Raw genomic sequence first — 18981 nt, forward strand, 5'->3', positions numbered from 1 at the left:
GAAACATGAAACACGACAGCAATGTGACCTCCACCGTCGGCCATCTGATCGACGGCAAGCGCGTCGACGGCGGCAGCCGCGTCCAGCCGGTGTTCGACCCGGCCACCGGCGAATCGCACAAGAGCGTCGCGCTCGCCGACAAGCTGACCGTCGAAGCGGCGATCGCGTCCGCGCAGGCCGCGTTCCCGGCGTGGCGCAACACGCCGCCGCTGAAGCGCGCGCGCGTGATGAGCCGCTTCAAGACGCTGCTCGAGGAGCATGCGGACGAGCTGTGCGCGCTGATCACCGCCGAGCACGGCAAGGTGCTCGCCGACGCGATGGGCGAATTGCAGCGCGGCATCGAGAACGTCGAATACGCGACCTACGTGCCCGAGTTGCTGAAGGGCGAGCACAGCAAGAACGTCGGCCCCGCGATCGATTCGTGGAGCGAATTCCAGGCGCTCGGCGTCGCGGCCGGCATCACGCCGTTCAACTTCCCGGTGATGGTGCCGCTGTGGATGTGGCCGATGGCCGTCGCGTGCGGCAACACGTTCGTGCTGAAGCCGTCGGAGCGCACGCCGTCGTCGACGCTGCGCATGGCCGAGCTGGCGCTCGAGGCCGGCCTGCCGCCGGGCGTGCTGAACATCGTGAACGGCGACAAGGAAGCGGTCGACACGATCCTGACCGACCCGCGCGTGAAGGCGGTGAGCTTCGTCGGCTCGACGCCGATCGCCGAATACATCTACGCGACCGGCTGCGCGCACGGCAAGCGCGTGCAGGCGCTCGGCGGCGCGAAGAACTTCGCGGTCGTGATGCCCGACGCCGACATCGGCAACGCGGTGAACGCGCTGATGGGCGCCGCGTACGGCTCGTGCGGCGAGCGCTGCATGGCGATTCCGCTGGTCGTCGCGATCGGCGATGAAACGGGCGATAAGGTGATCGACGGCCTGAAGGCCGAGATCGCGAAGATGAAGGTCGGCCCAGGCAACGGTGCGGGCGTCGACATGGGGCCGCTCGTCACGAAGCAGCATTTCGAGAAGGTGACGGGCTTCGTCGACGCGGGCGTGGAAGCGGGCGCGACGCTCGTCGTCGACGGCCGCGGCGTGAAGGTCGACGGCCACGACGGCGGCTACTACCTCGGCCCGTGCCTGTTCGACAACGTGAAGCCCGGCATGCCGGTCTATCAGCACGAGATCTTCGGGCCGGTGCTCGGCGTGATCCGCCTGAAGTCGCTCGACGAGGCGATGGCGCTGATCGACGCGCACGAATACGGCAACGGCACGTGCCTGTTCACGCGCGACGGCGAAGCGGCGCGCTACTTCAGCGACAACATCCAGATCGGCATGGTCGGCATCAACGTGCCGCTGCCGGTGCCCGTCGCGTACCACTCGTTCGGCGGCTGGAAGCGCTCGCTGTTCGGCGACCTGCACGCGTACGGCCCGGATGCGGTGCGCTTCTACACGAAGCGCAAGACGATCACGCAGCGCTGGCCGTCGGCCGGCGTGCGCGAAGGGACGGTGTTCAGCTTCCCGTCGAACCGCTGACGCGCGATCCGGCCGCGACGTGACGCCATGCGGCCGGCGTAAAGACGCACGGGCCCGCCCCGGTCGACGACCGGGGCGGGCCTTTTCACACGTGCGGCGGCCGTGCCGACACTCAAGTCGGGGAAGGCACGCTTACGGCGCGACCACGTGCCACATGTTCTTGAAGTTGTCGCCGTTGCGGTCGCCCTGTTTCATGTCCTTCGCGAAGAAATACAGCGGCTTGCCCTTGTAGGCCCATTGCGGGCTGCCGTCGTCGCGCTTGACGATCGTGTAGGGGCCGACCGGGACGTCGGTCGCGCTGGCCTTGTAAGGCGGCCAGATCGATTCGCATTGGCCCGTGCAGGCGCTGGTGCCGGCGTTGGGCTTGTCCTTGTCGAATGCGTAAACGGTCATGCCGTTCGCCGCGACGAGCGCGCCGTTTTCGACCTTGGTGATCGAGCCTTGAGCCGAGGCCGAAACGGACGCCATGGCGAGCACGGCGGAGCTGACGAGCAGCACGGCTTTCATGATTACCTCCTTGTGGTCCGGTGGGCGGCGCAGCCGCACGCATGGCCGGGCGTGCGCGCGACTGCGGGGAATGGTGCCGGAACGCGGCGCCGTGGCCGCCGGTGCGAGCGACGTGAAGTCGAATGGCGGAGGCACGGACCCGCTTCATTCACCATAGGCGGTTTTTGGCGGGGCTGCGAGAAGAACGGGGGGCGCATCGGCGATGCGTATGTCTCGCGCAACGACGCGGCGGTTGCGCGCGTGCGGCGGGATTCGGCATCCGTCCCCGAACCTTCGCGGGTCGAACGGGCCCCCGCGGCGCGCTTTCACGACGGATAGCGACACGCCGCGATGCCGTGCCGTCAGCGAAATACCGGCGCCGACGCGAGCGCCGACAGCACGGCCGGCATCGCGAGCGCGGCGGCGATCGTCTGGAACGCGGTGATGCCGGCCATCAGCGGCGCGTCGCCGCCGAGCTGGCGGGCCATGATGTACGACGAGGACGACGTCGGCAGCGCCTGGAACAGCAGCGCGATGGTCAGCGCGGCATCGCCGAGCCCGAACAGGCGGCCGGCCGCGAGCGTGGCGAGCGGCATCGCCATGAACTTGAACGCCGACGCGACGCACATCGGCTGCATCCATTCGCGCGCCGCGTCGAACTTCAGCGCCGCGCCCACGCACAGCAGGCCGAGCGGCATCGAGGCGGCGCCGAGCGCGCGCACGGCCGGTTCGACGGCGGCCGGAAACGCGATGCCGGCGACCTGCATCGCGATCCCCAGCGCGCACCCGACGACCAGCGGATTCGACAGGATCTGGCGCACGAGCGCCCACGCGCCGAGCCGCGTGTCGCCGTAGCGCGCGAACACCAGCACGCACATCAGGTTCACGGTCGGCACGATCGCCGCGACGCACACGGCCGCGAGCGCGATTCCGTGCGCGCCGAAAAGTCCGGCGGCGAGTGCGGTGCCGACATAGTTGTTGAAGCGCACCGCGCCCTGGAACACCGACGTGAACCCGGCGCCGTCGACCGAAACGAAGCGGCGGACCAGCAGCAGAAGCGCCGCGACGAGCACGGTCGAACCGACCAGCGCCGCCGCGAGCGGCAAGACGGGCAGTGCCTGCAGCCGCGCGTCCGCGAGGCCGTTCGCGAACAGCGCCGGCAGCAGCACGTAGTAGCAGAGCCGCTCGGCGTGCGGCCAGAACGCATCGCCGATGAAGCCCGTGCGCCGGAGGCCGTGGCCGAGCGCGACCAGCAGCGCGACCGGCGCGAGCGCGAGCAGGATGGGGCCGATCATCGACGCGCCTTCAGGCGACACGGGCCGGACGGCAGGCGCGAGGAGCGGCGGAACGAAGCGGGAATCCATCCGGCGGGCAACATGGCGGCACGCAATCGAAAGAGTGACGATGCCGCCAAGTTAACATGCGGATGCAGCAGGAATAATGGTTAATTATCGGGCGTTCAATGAGAAATTCTCATGGATGACGCGGTGACTTCGGCGGCCAGCGCACGCGCGAAACGCTCGGCCGGCCGTGACTGATGTTCGAGCAGCACGACCTCGCGGCCCATCTGCGGCTGGCCGAACGGCAAGCGCGTGACGGGCGGCAGCCGCGCGAGCGTCGAGTCGGGGAGCGCGACGATCGCCGCGCCAAGCCCGCGCGCGACCATCCGCGCGATCGTCTCCGCGCTGTCGAGCACCATCTCCTCGCGTACGCGCACGCCGATGCGGCGCAACTCGGCGGCGATCATCCGGCCGGCCCACGCCTGCGCGTCGAAGCGGATGAACGGCAACGCCTCGAGCAGCGTGCCCGCGTCGCGCTCCGCATACTGCGGCGGCGCGAGCAGCCAGAAGCGGTCTTCGTACAGCGTGGTCCACGTCAGCTCCGCCGGATGCGGGCGCACGGGGCGCGTCGTGATCGCGGCGTCGAGTTCGCCGGCCGCAACGCGGTTCGCCAGTTCGGCCGACATGCCGGCCGATACGTGCACGCGCAACGACGGGTGCGCGGCGCGCAGCGCGAGCAGCGCGTCGGGCAGCGGGCCGGACAGCGCGGTCTGGATCGCGCCGATCCGCAGGCGGCCGACGAGTTTTTTTTCGTCGCTGAGCGCATCGGGAATCCGGTCGACCATCGCGAGCACCTGCTCGGCCTGCGCGACCAGGATGTTGCCGGCTTCGGTGAGTACCGGCTGGCGGCGCGAACGGTCGAACAACCGGACGTTGTATTCGCTTTCGAGCGTCTTGATCTGCAGGCTCACGGCCGATTGCGTGAGCCCGATCGCTTCGCCGGCGCGCGCGAAGGTGCGGTATCGGGCGATCGCGACCAGCGTTCGGAATGCGCGTAGTGACATGGACTCGGTGAAGTGGGCGGCCGGGGCCGGCACGCGGATTGCTCGGTGATGCCGGAGGCGGCGCACGGGCGGCAAGCCGATCGCGGCGCCGACGACCGCCGACGACCGCCGACGACCGCCGAAGCCGGCGGCCGCAGCCGGCACGCTGGCGGACATCATGCCCGTGCGTGCGGAAACGGGCAACCGCGGCATCTGCGCGCGCAGGCGCTCGCGCCGATCGCCAGGTGCGGGTTTTCGCGAATGGCATCGAGCCGGGCGTGCGCGCAACGCTGCCTGCGGGGGCGGTCGTGGTCGGTCGTGCCGCCCGCAAGCGTTTGATCGACGCCTCGGGGCGACGCGGGCTGTCGCGTCGGCCCAACCCTTCGCGGAGGTAACGACGATGACAGACGACCCCGGCGACGTTGCGCGTGCCAGCTATCGCGCGTACGTCGACAAGGACCGCGACGCGATCGAAGCGCTGATCGCACCGGACTTCCATTTCACGAGCCCGCTCGACAACCGGCTCGACCGCGACGCGTATCTGGCGCGCTGCTGGCCGAACAGCGCGATGCTCGCCGGTTTCGAGTTCGTCGACGTCGCCGTGCACGGCGAATACGTGTTCGTGGTGTACGAAGCCGACACGACTGCCGGCAGGCGGTTCCGGAATGCGGAGCGGTTGCGTGTCCGCGATGGCCGGATCGTCGAGGCCGAGGTGTATTTCGGCTGGTACGTGCCGCACCAGGCGCCCGAGGGCGGGTTCATCGAATCGGGCGGCTGACGCGTAACGGGCAGCGGCCCGTCACACCCAGAGGCGGTACATCCAGAACGATTCGTCCTCGGCGAAGCGTCGTACGAACTCGGTCGGCGAGAAGCCCGTGATGCGCCGCGTCGCGCGGCTCAGGTGTGCCTGGTCGGCGAATCCCTCGTCCAGCGCGAGCGCGGCCCAGTCGACCGGCTGCCCGGCGTCCTGGCGGTCGCGCGCGGCGAAGAACACGCCTTCGGTGCGCACCAGCGTTTGCCAGTCGCGCAACGAGCGACCGCTGTACGACTTGATGCGCCGTTCGACCTGACGCGGGCTGTGGGTGTACCGCCATTCGCGCGCTTTCGACGCGAGACGCCCGACCCAGCTGCGCCCCGCATCGCGCAGCGACGACAGCGGCGACACGCTGCCGCGCAGCGCATGCCAGCGCGGCGCGAGGTGGCGGTCGAGCGCGGCCAGCGCGTCGTCGTCGTGTTCGGCATCGGCGAGCGCATCGAGCAGCGGCCGCCAGCTGTCGTCGAGACATGCATGCGCGTCGACGAAGGTGTCGTGGATCGCCGGCAACGCGACGCCGAACAGCGCGCGTGCCGCATCGGCATGCAGGCAGACGATACCGCCTTGTCCGCTCGTCGGCGCCCAGCTCGCGACCGGCATCGACTGGCTGCCCGACAGCGTCGCCGATGCGCCGAACGGCCGCCATACGGGCCCGTCGCCGGTGCGCCGGACGAGCCCGACGTCGAGGCCGCGATACCACGACAGGCAGACGAGCGGCGACGCGGGGAAATGCGTGAGCCGCTGCGCGTCGCTCAACATGAAGCTGCGCGTGTCGCGCGTGATGATCGCGACGACTGCGCCTTGCAGCGCAGCCGGCGGCTGATACAGCCGGGTGGGCGGCGACCGGCCGTCGAACAGCACGCGCGGCGCGCGCGCGAGCGGATCGGGACACGGCGGCAATGTCGGAGACGGACCGAAGGGCATGACGCCGGAGTATAGGGACCGGCGCCGCACGTGTCGATGTCGTTTGCGTTCAAGACCGGCGGCGCGTCGATCCGGACAATCCGGCGCATGAACACACGATCCTCTTCCCGATGCCCGTTTCATGCGGACGCCGCCGATGCGGCGCCCGCGCTTCACCCGCCCGGCGTATGGCCGCCGGGGCCGCGTGCCGGCCTGACGGGGTGGCGGTTGCTGCGCGCGATGTCGCGCGACCTGCCCGGCGCGCTCGCGGGCTGGCAGCGCGTGCACGGCGACGTCGTGCACCTGCGCATGTGGCCCGAACATGCGGTGGTCGTGACCGATCCGGCGCTCGTGCGCGCGTTGCTGGTCACGCATCACGATGCGTTCGTGCGCTGGGAGCGCGGCATCCGCGTGTTTTCGCAGGTTCACGGGCACAGCGTGCTGATTGCCGAGGGCGACGCATGGCGCGACAAGCGGCACGCGCTGCAGCCGAATTTCATGCCGAAACCTGTGCAGGCATTCGTGCCGTCGATCGCTGCGACGGCCGGTCATGCGCTCGCGCAGTGGCCCGCGCACGACGCGCACTGGCCGATCGAAAGTGCGCTGACGTCGCTCGCGATGGACGTGATCATGCGCACGATGTTCTCGGATGCGATCGGCGCGGACGCGCGCGTGGCCGAGGCCGCCGTGCGCACGGTCAGCGCGGCCGCGAACGCCGAGTTCTACCAGCCGGCCAGCGCGCCGGACTGGATGCCGTGGAAGCGCGGCAAGGCGAGGGCGCTGGCGGTGCTGAACGGATTGATCGACCGCCAACTGCATGCGCGTCTCGACATGCCGGAGCACGGCTGGCCGGACGATCTGCTGTCGCGCCTGTTGCGGCTGCACCGCGCCGACATGCGCGCCTGGCCGCTGCAAGCCGTGCACGACGAGTGCATGACGACCTTCCTGGCCGGTCACGAGACGGCCGCGGCCACGCTGACCTGGTGGGCGTGGAACATGGCCGCGAATCCGGCCGCGCAGGCCGCCGCGCGCGACGAAGTCGTGCGCGTGCTGGGCGGCCGCGCGCCGACCGCCGACACGCGCGCCGCATTGCGCTATCTGACACAGACGCTCGAGGAAACGATGCGCCTGTATCCGGCGGCACCGATCCTGATCAGCCGTCGCGCATCGCGGCCGGTCGCGTTGGGCGCATGGCAGTTTCCGGTGCGAACGCTGTTCATGCTGCCGATTCAGCTGATGCATCAAGACGCGCGGTGGTTTCCGGAACCGCAGGCATTCCGGCCCGAGCGCTTCGCCGACGACGCGCCGGCGATTCCGCGCGGCGCGTACCTGCCGTTCGGCACGGGGCCGCGCGTATGCCTCGGGCAGCATCTGGCGATGACGGAAATGACGGTGGTGGCGGCCATGATCCTGCAGCGCCATGAATTGTCCGTGCCGCCCGGCATGACGGCGCCGCGCGCGACGCTGAACGTGACGCTGCGGCCCGGGCGCGCGCTGCACCTGGCGATCGCGCCGACACGGCGGGCGGCGGCGGTCGGACCGTCGTGACGCGGCGGCGTCGCGCTCAGCCCGCCGCATCTTCCCCCAACGCCTGAATGAACCGCGAAAACAGCTCCGGCTGCGACGAAATCCCGAGCTTCGCGTAAAGATGGCGCCGATGCACCTTCACCGTCTCGGGTGAAATCGCCAGCCGTTCCGCGATCGCCTTCGACGAATTGCCGCGCAGCACCATTCTTGCGATCGACATCTCGCGATCGGTCAGCACGCCCGCGCCGAAGCGCGCGAGCGCCTGCTCGACGCGCGCGCCGAGATCGTCGTCGGGCGTCGCGCGCGCGGCATCGCCCACCAGCCGCCAGTGCTGCCGGATCGTCGCGAGCACCCACGGCATCGCGGCCGTCAGCTTGCCGAGCGGCTCGACGTCGAAGCGCGCCGACGCGCCGAGCGACAACGACAGCAGCAAGTCGGGGTTCGGCCGCAGCAGGATCTGGATTTCGTCGTCGCCGACCGCATCGCGGAAGTAGCTCAGGAAATACTCGCTCTGCCGGAACAGGTCGGGCGCGACTTCCTCGAGCCGGTAGCAGCCGTCGGCGAGCCCGTCGTGCGCGGCCTGCAGGAACGGGTCGAGCAGATATAACCCATTGAGGTAAAGCGGCACCGGCGACGCGCTGTCGGAGCCGCCCGTGTCGTATTCGTCGAGCACGAGCGGCACGCCGTCGCGGCCGATCGCGGTCGCGAGCGCGTTGTCGAACGGCACCATTTCGTTGAGCAGCAGCACCAGGAAGCGCCAGAAGCGCGGCTGGCCCAGATGATCGATCGCGCGGCCAAGCGCCTGGTGCATCGCGATTTCGGAGAAGAGTCGATCCATACCACCACCGAAGGGTGTAACACGAAGGGGGAATAGCGGTCCTGAATTTGGCTTCCTAGACTGCCACGCAATCAATCGGGCCCGAGTATGGGTGTTCAAAAAAGTGCAGGGTAGGAGCAACAGGAGAACGAAATGGCGATGATGTCGGAATCGACGGGCACGCTGCAAGCGACGCCTGCCACGGAAGACGCGCCGCGCGCGCTGTCGCAGACGCTCAGCGTGCGCGACGCGGTGATGATCACCGTGTCGGGCGTGACGCCCGCAAGCTCGATCTTCGTGATCGCGCCGTTCGCGATCCAGCAGGCCGGCAGCGGCGCGGTGCTGTCGTTCCTGCTCGGCGGCGTGCTCGCGCTCGCGTTCGCGCTCTGCTACGCGGAGCTCAGTGCCGCGCATCGCAGCGCAGGCGGCGAATACGTGATGGCCAAGCGCGTGTTCGGCACGCTGCCCGGCTACCTGACGTTCATCACGGTGCTGTCCGTCAGCGTGTTCATCCCGGCCGTGCTCGCGAGCGGCGCCGCGCCGTACCTGAACAACGCGCTCGGCACGCACTTCGGCAACCAGTCGGTCGCGCTCACGATCGTCCTGCTCAGTTACGTGCTCGGGATGCTGAACATCAAGACGAATGCGTGGATCACGGGCGCGTTTCTCGTCGTCGAGATCGGCGTGCTGATGCTGATCGCGGGGCTCGGCTTCGGCTCCCCGCATCGCGGCGCCGACGCGCTGATCGCGCCGGTCGTCGCGAGCGGCAATGCGCTGGTGCCGGCCACGCTCGCGGCGATCGTGCCCGCGATCGGCACGGCGATCTTCTGCTACAACGGCTTCGGCTCCGCCGCGTACCTCGCGGAAGACCTGCGCGGCGGCAACCGCAACGTCGCGAAGGCGGTGATCTATTCGCTGCTGGTGATCCTCGTCGTCGAACTGATTCCGCTCACCGCGATCGTGCTCGGCGCGCCGTCGCTGACGGAGCTGACGAAGAGCGCGGACCCGATCGGCTATGTCGTGCGTTCGCTGAGCAACCCGGCGGTGTCGCGCGTGGTCAGCGGCGGGATCTTCCTGTCGGTGTTCAACGCGATCATCGCGATCGTGATCACGATGGGGCGCCTGCTTTACAGCAGCGGGCGGCATGCGCTCTGGTCGCGCACCTGCAACCGCGCGTTCTCGACGATCCATCCGCGCTTCGAGTCGCCGTGGCTCGCGACGCTCGCGCTGGCGGTGCCGTCGTCGGGGCTGGTGTTCGTGTCGAGCCTCGACGAGCTGACCGCGTTCACGGTCGACCTGCTGCTGCTGATCTACCTCGTCGTCGGGCTGGCCGCGCTGGCGAGCCGCCTCGTGCGGCGCGACGTCGAGCATCACTACCGGATGCCGCTGTGGCCCGTGACGCCGCTCGTCGCGGTCGCGGGCGCCGCGTACACGCTCTACACGACACTGGCGACGGCGACCAAGCCGACCGACCTGATCATCATCGGCGGGCTGCTGGTGGCCGCGCTCGTCATGTATGCGGTCTGGGCGCGCCACAGCGATGCGTTCCGCTCGCTCTGACCATATCGAACACCGAACCATCGAAAGACGGAGGAATTGCATCATGCGCACGAGGGATCTCGGCATCCGCATCGGACTCGGCACGCCGGGCCGCTTCAACGCGATCACGGACGTACCGGGCGTGCGGGTCGGACATTGCACGCTGAACGTGGAGAACGGCGATGCGTCGATCCGCACCGGCGTCACGGTCATCGAGCCGCGCGCGGGCGCCGCGCACGATTCGCCGTGCTTCGCGGGCGTACACGTGCTGAACGGCAACGGCGACGCGACCGGGCTCGAATGGATCCGCGAAGCCGGCCTGTTGACGACGCCCGTCGCCTACACGAACACGCACAGCGTCGGCGCGGTGCGCGATGCGCTGGTCGCGAACGAGCGCGAAGCGGCGGTCGGCCGCGTGTACTGGTGCATGCCGGTCGTGATGGAAACCTACGACGGCCTGCTCAACGACATCTGGGGGCAGCACGTGAGCGCCGCGCACGTGCAGCGCGCGCTGGCCGCCGCGCGGTCGGGGCCGGTCGCCGAAGGCGGCGTGGGCGGCGGCACCGGGATGATCTGCCACGAGTTCAAGGGCGGCATCGGCACCGCGTCGCGCGTGGTCGCGGCCGACGCGGGCGGCTGGACCGTCGGCGCGCTCGTGCAGGCGAACTACGGCGTGCGCGAGATGCTGCGCGTGGCCGGTTATCCGGTCGGCGAGGTGTTGCGGCACGTGCATTCGCCTTTTCGCGCGCCCGATGCACAAGGCGAGGCCGGGATGGGTTCGATCGTCGTCACGATCGCGACCGACGCGCCGCTGCTGCCGCATCAGTGCACGCGCCTCGCGCAGCGGGCGAGCGTCGGGCTGGCCCGCGTCGGCGGCGGCACCGAGGATTCGAGCGGCGACATCTTCCTGGCGTTCGCGACGGGCAACGACGGGCTGCCGGCCGCGAACTACGGCAGCAAGGGCGTGCCGACGACGGCCGTGAAGATGGTGAACAACGACCACATCTCCGCGCTGTTCGTCGCGGCGGCGGAAGCGGTGGAGGAAGCGATCGTGAATGCGCTCGTCGCGGGGAACGACGTCGAATCGCGCGGCGCGCGGGTCGAAGGGCTGGGGCAGGCGCGTTTGCTGGATGCGTTGCGCGAAGTGGGGTGGCGGCCGGGGCGCGGCGCCTGAAACGGCATGCGCCGCTTCAATCGAAGCGGCGTGGCGGACAGTGTCGTTGCGGCGATCGGCCGGCGCGTCGTGCGCGCGCGCATGCGATGCGTGCGATGCGTGCGCGGCGGGCCTGGCCGTGGCGACGCGGCGTCATGTTCAGCTGCCGAAGTAGACGTTGCAGAAGCTGACGGGGCCGACGCATGCGTTCGGGTCTTCCTGCTTCGATTGCGCACGATCGACGCGGTCCGCGGCCTGGACGGCTTCGGCGCGATTCGCCGGTTGCTGCGCGGCGTCGACCGGCGCGGGCTGGGCATGCGCGACGGCGGCGGTGAGCGACAGGGCAACGAGGGCGAGGTGCAGCGGCTTCATTTGGGTTTCTCCTGGGTCAGTGCCAGTCTCGCTGGCAGTGAGGAAACTATAGGCTCGCACTGCTTAGAGATTAATCATCGCGGGTGCAGAGCTTATTTCCATTCGGAACAAGGATGACGTTGCGCGCGCATCGATCGCCGCCGATCGCCGTCGACGGTCAGTGACGATGGCGATTGAACGGTGCGTCCTTGTCCAGCAGCGCGCTGCGGATGAAGTGCAGGCAGCCGACGATGCGCTGCATGCGGCGGCGCTCGTCGGGCACCGCGTACCACGCGTGCAGCGTGTGCTGGGCGGCGCGGATCGCCAGATTCACCGATTTCAGCGTGCGCGCATGGTGGCCCGTCGTCGGATCGTCGAAGAAGCGCGGCAGCTCGCGCAGCACCGCATCGATCGATGCGGTCCAGTGCAGCGTCTGCGGCGGTTTCGATTCGCAGAATCCGTGCAGCTCGTCGCGCAGGTCGATCACCGCATGGCCGACCTCGAGCGTCGACAGCATCCAGCGCAGCGCGTCGCGATGCTGCCGCGTGCGCTTGACGAGCAGCGTGCGCAACTGCGCCATCAGGTCGTGCGTGCTCGACTGGAAGCGTGCGGCGAGGCCGTCGCGCGTGCCGTCGCATGCGAGCGTGACCTGGCGGCGCAGGTCGTGCGCGATGCGCGACGTGAGCCACGGCATGTGGGTCGGAAACACCACGGCGAACACGATCGAACACGCGAGCATCGCGACGACGATGGCGAAACCGTTGTTGATCAGCACCTCGGGCGTATACGCGATCGCGTTGTCGGGGCCGGCGAGCAGGCAGAAGAACACCGCGAAGCCGATTCCGTAGCCGGACAGGCCCGGACGCATCGCGAGAAACGCGCCGAGGCCGAGCACCGGCGCGAGCGCCGCGCACAGCAGCGGAAAGCCGTCGATGTTCGGATAGACGTAACACAGGAACACATAGCCGACGGCCGTCGCGAACGCCGCGCCGACGCCCATCTGCGCGACGAACTTCGGCGCACGCGGCGACGTCGAGCTCAGCGCGCACGCGATCGCGGTGGCGATGACGGCGAGCGAGCCGCTCGGCCATTCGGACGCGATCCAGAACGCGCTCATCGCGCCGACGGCGACGAGCGTGCGCAGGAACGTGAAGCCGACGAAGAACGAATTGGTTTTCACCGCGTAGTGCGTGACCGAGCGTTCGAACGCGTGATCGTCGCGGTCGAGCGACGCGTTGGTGTCGGCATAGCCGAGATACTCGCCGATGAAGCGATACATCAGCTCGATCGCGGTGTCGAAGTCGAGCAGGCCGCCGGCCGCGTGATCCTCGATCTCGCGGCGCGACGCGCGCGCGGCCTTCGGCAGCGCGCCGTGAAAGCGGCGCAGTTCGAGCAGCGCGCCGGTGGTCGACGCGATCCCGCGCTGCCGCTCGTCGCGCAACGCGGTCACCCGCTGCGCGAGCGCATCGATGTGCGGCGCGAGCGCATCGAGCACCGCGTCGGACCGGTTCGCGCGCAAGCGTTTGACGAGCTGGTGCAGCGCATGCAGGCGCGTGCATGCATTCATGAACTCGCTGTTCAGGCGCGCGAGCCGGCGGCTGCGCGCGCGTATGTGCGGATCCTCGAACGACGCGAACGCGCGGTTGGCCTCGAAGCCAACGATCTCGTCGACGAAATCGGCGAAGCGCCGCTCGAAATCGCCGCGTGCGAGATCGCCCGACAGCGCGCCGGCCGCGAATGCCGCGAACTTCACATGACGGGCGGTCAGCGAGCGCATCAGCGCCTTCGCGGAGCTGAGGGGAAGAATCAACGCGCTGACCGCGCCGGAGCATGCGATGCCGAGCGCGACTTCCGCGGCGCGCGTGAGCGCGGACTGGAACAGCGTCTGCGGCGTCATCACCGCGGGCAGGCCGATCAGCGCGGCCGTGTAGCCGGCGAGCACGAACCCGTACCAGCGGAAATGGCGGTTGCGGACCGCGAGCGCGATGCAGCCGCCGATCCACAACGTGATGCCGGCCATGTACAGCTCCGGCTGCTGCGCGAACAGCCCACCGAGCGCGAGCGCGCCGACGAGGCCGGCCGCGGTGCCGAGCACGCGGTAGAAACTCTTCGCGAACACCATCCCCGACAGCGGCTGCATCAGCACGAACACGGTCGTCATCGCCGTGCGCGGCTGCGACATCTCGAGCCGCATCGCGATCCCCATCGCGAGCAGCGCGGCGAGCACCGTTTTGGCGAGATGCAGCCAGATCAGGCCGTCGCTCGCGGCCCAGTCGCGCGCGGCGCCGCCGAGCGGATCGAGCCAGGTTCTCCATCGTGCCGGTTCGATGGAAGGTCGCTCGATCGCAGGTTGTGGCTTCATGAAGAAAGAGGGGGCGCGTGCGGTGTCGCGGCGCGTCCGGACGGGTCCATTCGACTGATGAGGCGCCGATTGTAGGAGTGCGGCGCGCGGGCATTAACGCAGCTGCAGGGAAACGATAGTTGCAGGGCGCGTAACAATCTGTCGCATCCGCTGGAGGAAAATAGCGGCTCCGCTACAGGTGGCTCACAGGAATGGATACCCTACAAAACATGCGGGTGTTTACGCGCGTCGTCGAGGCGGGCAGTTTCACCGCGGCCGCGCAATCGCTGAATTCGACGACGGGCGCGATGTCGCGCGCGGTGTCGGAACTCGAGGCGCGCCTGCGCACCCGTCTGATGAATCGCTCGACGCGCCGCCTCGCGCTGACGTCGGCCGGCGAAAGCTATCTGCGGCGCTGCCGCCAGATCCTCGCCGACGTCGATCGCGCCGAGGAAGAGGCGAGCTGCGCGCACGAGCGGCCGGCCGGCGTGCTGCGCATGCACAGCTTCGCGAGCGTCGGCCATCACTACGTGATGCCCGCGCTCACGCGCTATCACACGCAATATCCGGACGTATCGATCGAGCTGTCGCTGTCGCAGCGCATGCCCGACCTGTTCGACGGCACGAGCGACATGGCGGTCGTGACCGCGTCGTCGCTGCCCGATTCGGAGCTCGTGTCGCACCTGCTCGGTTCGACCTTCAGCATCCTGTGCGCGTCGCCGGAGTATGTGAAGCGCCACGGCGCGCCGGCGCGGCCGCAGGATCTCGGCGCGCATGCGTGCCTGACGCTCTGCACGCCGGCGTTTCCGACCCACGAATGGGTGCTCGAAGGCGCCGAGGGCGTCGAGCAGATCCATGTCGCGGGGCCGGTGCAGACCAACACGGCCGAATCGCTCGCGCTCGCGATTCGCGACGGCATCGGGATCGGCATGCTGCCGCTGTACGCGGCGATCGACGCGTTGCAGGAGGGCACGCTCGTGCGTGTGCTGCCCGGTCACATCCTGCAGAAGATGAACGTGTATGCGTTGTATCCGTCGCGCCGCTTCGTCGACGCCAAGGTGCGCACCTGGGTCGAGATGCTGCGTGCGCAGGTGCCGGGAATGATCGCGCACGACGTCGAGATGCTGAACGCGATCGAGCGGGAACCGCAGGCCGCCTGAGGGCGAATACGCCGAATACGCGACTACGTAAAAAGATGGCCGCGTGCCCGACGGCACGCGGTCCGGCCGCATCCGTCGTCACGGACCGGTTCACGCGAACTCCGCCGCGCCCGCAGGACACGTGTCATGCGGGCGCGACGTGGCGTCATGCACTCACAGCGCGGGCTTGACGGCCACGCCCGATTCGGTTGCGCCCGCACCGGCCGGGCCATATGCGGCATGCGCGGCCTTGTGTTCGGCGAGCCGTTTTGCCGCCAGGCGTTCCTGCGCGGCCATGATGTCGTCCGGATAGTTGCCGGCGTCGCCGAGCGACGGGTTGTAGCCGACCGATTCGAGGTCGTAGAGCTCCTGCAGCACCTGCGCGCGCGTGACGGGCGACTTGGCGGACTGAGCGAACGACAGGGCCGGTGCGGCAAGCAGGACGGCAGCGGCGGCGGTAACGACGAGCGATTTCACGATGTTCTCCTGTAGGCGGGGTGTGAGGCCGGTTCGGCGATCGATGTGTGATCCGAACCATCGATGCCAGTCTATGCAGCGCACGCGGGCGCAAAAACCCCGATTCCAGGCAAGCAGATTTCCAGATGGAACAACATTGACGCACGTCGCCCGCGTTGCGCGAACCCGTCCGTCAAGACAGGTTCGCGGCAGGCGGGCGACGTGCGGTACTGCGGCGCCGAACTCAGAAGCGCGTGCGCATGCCGATCGTGCCGACGATCTGGTTCGCGGTGCTCGATGCGCCGCCCGACGTGTTGATGAACGCCTGGTAGCCGCGGCCCGACGCGTGCTGGTACATCGCTTCCGCATACAGGTCGGTGCGGCGCGACAGCTTGTACACCGCCTGCAGGTCGACCTGGTGCCACTTCGGATCGGTGCCGTGCTTGCTGTCCGGGTTCGACACGCTGGCGTCCGTGTACACGTATGCGGCGCCGAGGCTGACGGCCGGCGTCACCGCGTAGCGCACGTTCACGTCGTAGTTGTTGAACGCGACCTGGCCGGTGGAGCCGAACGAGCCCGAGTTGTCGTACTGCGAACGCGTATAGACGAAGCCGACCGTCGCCGGACCGAACACGTAGCTGACGCCGCCGCCGTAGCTGCGCATGCGGTCCGCGCCCACCGACCAGCCGCCCTGGCTCACGCTCTTCGCTTCGGCCACGTCCGTCGCGCCCGGGCTCGCGCTCGTCGAGCCCTTCGTGCCGTTCATCTGCAGGTAAGCGCCGGCCAGCTTCAGCGGGCCGTTCGTGTAGCTCGCCGCAACGCTGTACGCACGGTTGCCGGCGAAGTTCGTCGAGTTCGAGAAGCCGTACAGCGCGCCGACCTTGAAGCCCGCGATCGTGTCGCTCGTGTACTTCACCGCGTTGTTGATGCGCACCGAGTGGTTCAGGTTGTCGTTGTCGAACGGGTGCGCGAAGCCGGCATCGCCGAAGTCGCCGGACGTCGCGGACAGCGGCGCGACGAAGTCGACCATCGTGTCGTACTGGCGGCCGAGCGTCAGCGTGCCGTAGCCGCTGCTGGTCAGGCCGACATATGCATGGCGGCCGAACAGCTTGCCGTCCTGGCCGAGCGCGCCGTTGTTGATGTTGAAGCCGTTCTCGAGGACGAACAGCGCCTTCACGCCGCCGCCGAGATCTTCCGTGCCGCGCAGGCCGAAGCGGCTGCCGTTGACTGTGCCGCTGGTCATGCGCCACAGCGATGCGCCGCCCGCGTTGTTCGTGTACGCGATGCCGGCATCGATCAGGCCATACAGCGTGACCGAGCTCTGTGCATGCGCGAGCGGGGCGAACAGCGCGGTGGCGGCTGCGGCGGCAATCAGGGTTTTGTTCATGTAACTGCTCCTGCGTGTGGGACGAGTGACCAAAGTTCGGCGCCAGTGTAGGGGCGGGGTCGCGCGATTGCGGCCGCCGGCGCGCGAGCGCACCGTTGCGAGTTGCGCAAGAGTGCGTCACATGGCGTTCACAAATCGATGCGGAGGCCGGATGGCGTGAGTTTTCGTCGATGGCGCGACGCGAGATGCGGGCCAGCGGTGTTCGCCGTGTCGCGCATTGACAACACGGGCGTCACCGGTGCGGGAGTTGATTGCCGCGCCGCGCGCGTGGAGAATGGGCGGACCCATGCCGAGATCCGGAGACATCCGATGACCACGCCTCGCCGTCCGTCGTTCAGTTCCGCGTTGTGTTACCGCAACCCGAAAGCCGCGCTGGCATGGCTCGAACGGGCATTCGGCTTCGAGCGCTCGATCGTCGTCACCACGCCGGAAGGCGACATCGCGCATGCCGAAATGAAGTTCGGCGACGGCCTCGTCATGATCGGCGGCGCATGGGCCGACTTCATCGCGTCGCCGGAAGACATCGGCGATCGCAACACGCAGCACGTCCACGTGCACCTTCCCGACGACGCGGACATCGACGCGCACTGCGAGCGCGCACGTGCGGCCGGCGCGGAGATCCTGCAGGCGCCGGCCGACCAGTTCTACGGCGATCGCATGTATCGCGCGCGCGATCCCGGCCGGCATGTGTGGACGTTCGGCAAGCACGTGCGCGACGTGACGAACGACGAGATGCGCGCGGCCACCGGCCTGACGATCGAGGATTTCAACTAAGCGCGGCACGCATCGCCGGAGCCGGTTTTCCCCACCACGCGGCGCGCTGGCGCCGCATGACGCCTGGACCCACATGAACCTCTTCAATGCACGCCTGCGCGGTCGCGACGGGCTGTTCACGATCGGCATCGACGGCGACAGGATCGCGCGGATCGACGCGCAAGCCGCACCGGTGGCCGCCGTCGGCGCCGGCGATGTCGATGCGGGCGGCCGGCTCGCGATTGCTCCGCTCGTCGAACCGCACATCCATCTCGACGCGGTGCTCACGGCCGGCGAGCCGGCCTGGAACATGAGCGGCACGCTGTTCGAGGGAATCGAGCGCTGGTCCGAGCGCAAGGCGACGATCACGCACGCGGACACGAAGACGCGCGCGCACGCGGCGATCGGCATGCTGCGCGATCACGGCATCCAGCACGTGCGCACCCATGTCGACGTCACCGATCCGACGCTGGCCGCGCTGAAGGCGATGCTCGAAGTGAAGGACGAGGCGCGCGGGCTGATCGACCTGCAGATCGTCGCGTTTCCGCAGGAAGGCATCGAGTCGTTCGACGGCGGCCGCGCGCTGATGGAGCAGGCGATCGAGCTGGGCGCGGACGTCGTCGGCGGCATTCCGCATTTCGAGAACACGCGCGAGCAGGGCGTCAGCTCGATCCGCTTCCTGATGGAACTGGCCGAGCGCACCGGCTGCCTCGTCGACGTGCACTGCGACGAGACCGACGATCCGCAGTCGCGCTTTCTGGAAGTGCTGGCAGAAGAAGCGCGCGTGCGCGGGATGGGCGCGCGCGTGACGGCGAGCCACACGACCGCGATGGGTTCGTACGACAACGCGTATTGCTCGAAGCTGTTCCGGCTGCTGAAGCGCGCGGGCCTGAATTTCGTGTCGTGCCCGACCGAGAGCATCCATTTGCAGGGGCGCTTCGACACGTTTCCGAAGCGGCGGGGCGTCACGCGCGTCGCGGAACTCGACCGCGCGGGCCTGAACGTGTGTTTCGGACAGGATTCGATCAAGGATCCGTGGTATCCGCTCGGCAACGGCAACATCCTGCGCGTGCTCGACGCCGGGCTGCACATCTGCCACATGATGGGCTACCAGGACCTGCAGCGCTGCCTCGACTTCGTGACCGATCACGGCGCGACGACGATGCATCTCGGCGACGGCTACGGGATCGCGGTCGGACGGCCGGCGAATCTGGTCGTGCTCGACGCGGACAGCGACTACGAAGCCGTGCGCCGGCAGGCGAAGGCCACGCTGTCGGTGCGCCACGGGAAAGTGATCATGCGGCGGGAGCCGGAGCGCATCACGTATCCGGAGTAGTGCGATCGGGGTGGCGGCGGCGCGCGTCGCCATGAGTCGCCGCCGCTCGTGCATTCGGAAAATGCATGAGTTGATCAGAAAAATACGTTGGTCTCATGAGAGGCCGAAGCCTACGATGCGGTCCTGACGGCGG

At 68.8% G+C, this 18981-nt stretch carries 17 protein-coding genes; 8 read left to right on the top strand and 9 right to left on the bottom strand.

From position 1 onward, the window contains the following. Window positions 1–5: 5 nt before the first annotated feature. Window positions 6–1523, top strand: a complete 1518-nt coding sequence (locus WS46_RS07775; protein WP_059690023.1) for a CoA-acylating methylmalonate-semialdehyde dehydrogenase — start codon at window positions 6–8, stop codon at window positions 1521–1523. Window positions 1524–1655: 132 nt separating this feature from the next. Here WS46_RS07775 and WS46_RS07780 read toward each other — a convergent pair whose 3' ends face one another. The 3 genes from WS46_RS07780 to WS46_RS07790 all read right to left on the bottom strand — a co-directional run bounded on the left by WS46_RS07780 (window position 1656) and on the right by WS46_RS07790 (window position 4353). Then, the gene (locus tag WS46_RS07780) at window positions 1656–2030 is read right to left on the bottom strand and encodes a hypothetical protein (protein ID WP_059468071.1); all 375 of its coding nucleotides are present in this window, start codon (window positions 2028–2030) and stop codon (window positions 1656–1658) included. 341 nt (window positions 2031–2371) lie between these two features. Next, window positions 2372–3304: an AEC family transporter gene (locus WS46_RS07785; RefSeq protein WP_059690220.1), complete on the bottom strand. Its 933-nt coding sequence runs from the start codon at window positions 3302–3304 to the stop codon at window positions 2372–2374. Window positions 3305–3468: 164 nt separating this feature from the next. Beyond that, window positions 3469–4353, bottom strand: coding sequence for a LysR substrate-binding domain-containing protein (locus tag WS46_RS07790; protein WP_059525325.1), 885 nt, complete (start codon window positions 4351–4353; stop codon window positions 3469–3471). A 379-nt stretch (window positions 4354–4732) separates the two neighbouring features. On the opposite strand from WS46_RS07790, the gene WS46_RS07795 reads away from it, so the two are divergent. Next, window positions 4733–5110 carry a nuclear transport factor 2 family protein gene (locus WS46_RS07795; RefSeq protein WP_059525329.1) on the top strand — a complete coding sequence of 126 codons (378 nt, stop codon included), beginning with the start codon at window positions 4733–4735 and terminating at the stop codon, window positions 5108–5110. Between the two features lie 21 nt (window positions 5111–5131). Here the strand turns inward: WS46_RS07795 and WS46_RS07800 are convergent, their stop codons facing one another. After that, window positions 5132–6070 (bottom strand): helix-turn-helix domain-containing protein, encoded by a 939-nt coding sequence (locus WS46_RS07800; RefSeq protein WP_059690024.1) that lies wholly within the window; start codon window positions 6068–6070, stop codon window positions 5132–5134. 87 nt (window positions 6071–6157) lie between these two features. Between WS46_RS07800 and WS46_RS07805 the strand changes: the two genes are divergently transcribed. Then, window positions 6158–7597: a cytochrome P450 gene (locus WS46_RS07805; protein WP_059690221.1), complete on the top strand. Its 1440-nt coding sequence runs from the start codon at window positions 6158–6160 to the stop codon at window positions 7595–7597. Window positions 7598–7613: 16 nt separating this feature from the next. Here the strand turns inward: WS46_RS07805 and WS46_RS07810 are convergent, their stop codons facing one another. Further along, window positions 7614–8414 carry a helix-turn-helix transcriptional regulator gene (locus tag WS46_RS07810; RefSeq protein ID WP_059467907.1) on the bottom strand — a complete coding sequence of 267 codons (801 nt, stop codon included), beginning with the start codon at window positions 8412–8414 and terminating at the stop codon, window positions 7614–7616. A gap of 132 nt (window positions 8415–8546) precedes the next feature. On the opposite strand from WS46_RS07810, the gene WS46_RS07815 reads away from it, so the two are divergent. Together WS46_RS07815 and WS46_RS07820 are read left to right on the top strand one after the other, a co-directional pair. Next, on the top strand, window positions 8547–9953 hold the full coding sequence (locus WS46_RS07815) for an APC family permease (RefSeq protein WP_059690025.1): 1407 nt from the start codon (window positions 8547–8549) through the stop codon (window positions 9951–9953). A 43-nt stretch (window positions 9954–9996) separates the two neighbouring features. After that, window positions 9997–11106 (top strand): P1 family peptidase, encoded by a 1110-nt coding sequence (locus tag WS46_RS07820; RefSeq protein ID WP_059690026.1) that lies wholly within the window; start codon window positions 9997–9999, stop codon window positions 11104–11106. Window positions 11107–11244: 138 nt separating this feature from the next. Here the strand turns inward: WS46_RS07820 and WS46_RS07825 are convergent, their stop codons facing one another. Both WS46_RS07825 and WS46_RS07830 read right to left on the bottom strand, forming a co-directional pair. Further along, a complete protein-coding gene (locus WS46_RS07825) occupies window positions 11245–11457 on the bottom strand; it encodes a hypothetical protein (RefSeq protein WP_059690027.1) in 213 nt (70 codons plus the stop codon). 157 nt (window positions 11458–11614) lie between these two features. Next, window positions 11615–13798, bottom strand: coding sequence for an FUSC family protein (locus WS46_RS07830; protein WP_059690028.1), 2184 nt, complete (start codon window positions 13796–13798; stop codon window positions 11615–11617). A gap of 191 nt (window positions 13799–13989) precedes the next feature. Between WS46_RS07830 and WS46_RS07835 the strand changes: the two genes are divergently transcribed. Then, on the top strand, window positions 13990–14937 hold the full coding sequence (locus tag WS46_RS07835; protein ID WP_059690029.1) for a LysR family transcriptional regulator: 948 nt from the start codon (window positions 13990–13992) through the stop codon (window positions 14935–14937). Between the two features lie 153 nt (window positions 14938–15090). On the opposite strand, the gene WS46_RS07840 is transcribed toward WS46_RS07835, so the two are convergent. Beyond that, window positions 15091–15393: a DUF4148 domain-containing protein gene (locus tag WS46_RS07840; protein WP_059525344.1), complete on the bottom strand. Its 303-nt coding sequence runs from the start codon at window positions 15391–15393 to the stop codon at window positions 15091–15093. A 223-nt stretch (window positions 15394–15616) separates the two neighbouring features. Beyond that, window positions 15617–16759 (bottom strand): porin, encoded by a 1143-nt coding sequence (locus WS46_RS07845; RefSeq protein ID WP_059690030.1) that lies wholly within the window; start codon window positions 16757–16759, stop codon window positions 15617–15619. A gap of 309 nt (window positions 16760–17068) precedes the next feature. Here WS46_RS07845 and WS46_RS07850 point away from each other — a divergent pair, with 309 nt between their 5' ends. Beyond that, on the top strand, window positions 17069–17533 hold the full coding sequence (locus tag WS46_RS07850; protein ID WP_059525349.1) for a VOC family protein: 465 nt from the start codon (window positions 17069–17071) through the stop codon (window positions 17531–17533). 73 nt (window positions 17534–17606) lie between these two features. Next, on the top strand, window positions 17607–18848 hold the full coding sequence (gene codA, locus WS46_RS07855; RefSeq protein ID WP_059690031.1) for a cytosine deaminase: 1242 nt from the start codon (window positions 17607–17609) through the stop codon (window positions 18846–18848). The last annotated feature ends 133 nt before the right edge of the window (window positions 18849–18981 follow it).

Source organism: Burkholderia sp. RF4-BP95 (assembly GCF_001521985.1).
Lineage (GTDB): Bacteria > Pseudomonadota > Gammaproteobacteria > Burkholderiales > Burkholderiaceae > Burkholderia > Burkholderia diffusa.

Bases quoted from the DNA above. Each gene is read 5' to 3' on its own strand.
- WS46_RS07775 (WP_059690023.1), top strand. From the start codon at position 6: ATGAAACACGACAGCAATGTGACCTCCACCGTCGGCCATCTGATCGAC.
- WS46_RS07780 (WP_059468071.1), bottom strand. From the start codon at position 2,030: ATGAAAGCCGTGCTGCTCGTCAGCTCCGCCGTGCTCGCCATGGCGTCC.
- WS46_RS07785 (WP_059690220.1), bottom strand. From the start codon at position 3,304: ATGATCGGCCCCATCCTGCTCGCGCTCGCGCCGGTCGCGCTGCTGGTC.
- WS46_RS07790 (WP_059525325.1), bottom strand. From the start codon at position 4,353: ATGTCACTACGCGCATTCCGAACGCTGGTCGCGATCGCCCGATACCGC.
- WS46_RS07795 (WP_059525329.1), top strand. From the start codon at position 4,733: ATGACAGACGACCCCGGCGACGTTGCGCGTGCCAGCTATCGCGCGTAC.
- WS46_RS07800 (WP_059690024.1), bottom strand. From the start codon at position 6,070: ATGCCCTTCGGTCCGTCTCCGACATTGCCGCCGTGTCCCGATCCGCTC.
- WS46_RS07805 (WP_059690221.1), top strand. From the start codon at position 6,158: ATGAACACACGATCCTCTTCCCGATGCCCGTTTCATGCGGACGCCGCC.
- WS46_RS07810 (WP_059467907.1), bottom strand. From the start codon at position 8,414: ATGGATCGACTCTTCTCCGAAATCGCGATGCACCAGGCGCTTGGCCGC.
- WS46_RS07815 (WP_059690025.1), top strand. From the start codon at position 8,547: ATGGCGATGATGTCGGAATCGACGGGCACGCTGCAAGCGACGCCTGCC.
- WS46_RS07820 (WP_059690026.1), top strand. From the start codon at position 9,997: ATGCGCACGAGGGATCTCGGCATCCGCATCGGACTCGGCACGCCGGGC.
- WS46_RS07825 (WP_059690027.1), bottom strand. From the start codon at position 11,457: ATGAAGCCGCTGCACCTCGCCCTCGTTGCCCTGTCGCTCACCGCCGCC.
- WS46_RS07830 (WP_059690028.1), bottom strand. From the start codon at position 13,798: ATGAAGCCACAACCTGCGATCGAGCGACCTTCCATCGAACCGGCACGA.
- WS46_RS07835 (WP_059690029.1), top strand. From the start codon at position 13,990: ATGGATACCCTACAAAACATGCGGGTGTTTACGCGCGTCGTCGAGGCG.
- WS46_RS07845 (WP_059690030.1), bottom strand. From the start codon at position 16,759: ATGAACAAAACCCTGATTGCCGCCGCAGCCGCCACCGCGCTGTTCGCC.
- WS46_RS07850 (WP_059525349.1), top strand. From the start codon at position 17,069: ATGACCACGCCTCGCCGTCCGTCGTTCAGTTCCGCGTTGTGTTACCGC.
- codA (WP_059690031.1), top strand. From the start codon at position 17,607: ATGAACCTCTTCAATGCACGCCTGCGCGGTCGCGACGGGCTGTTCACG.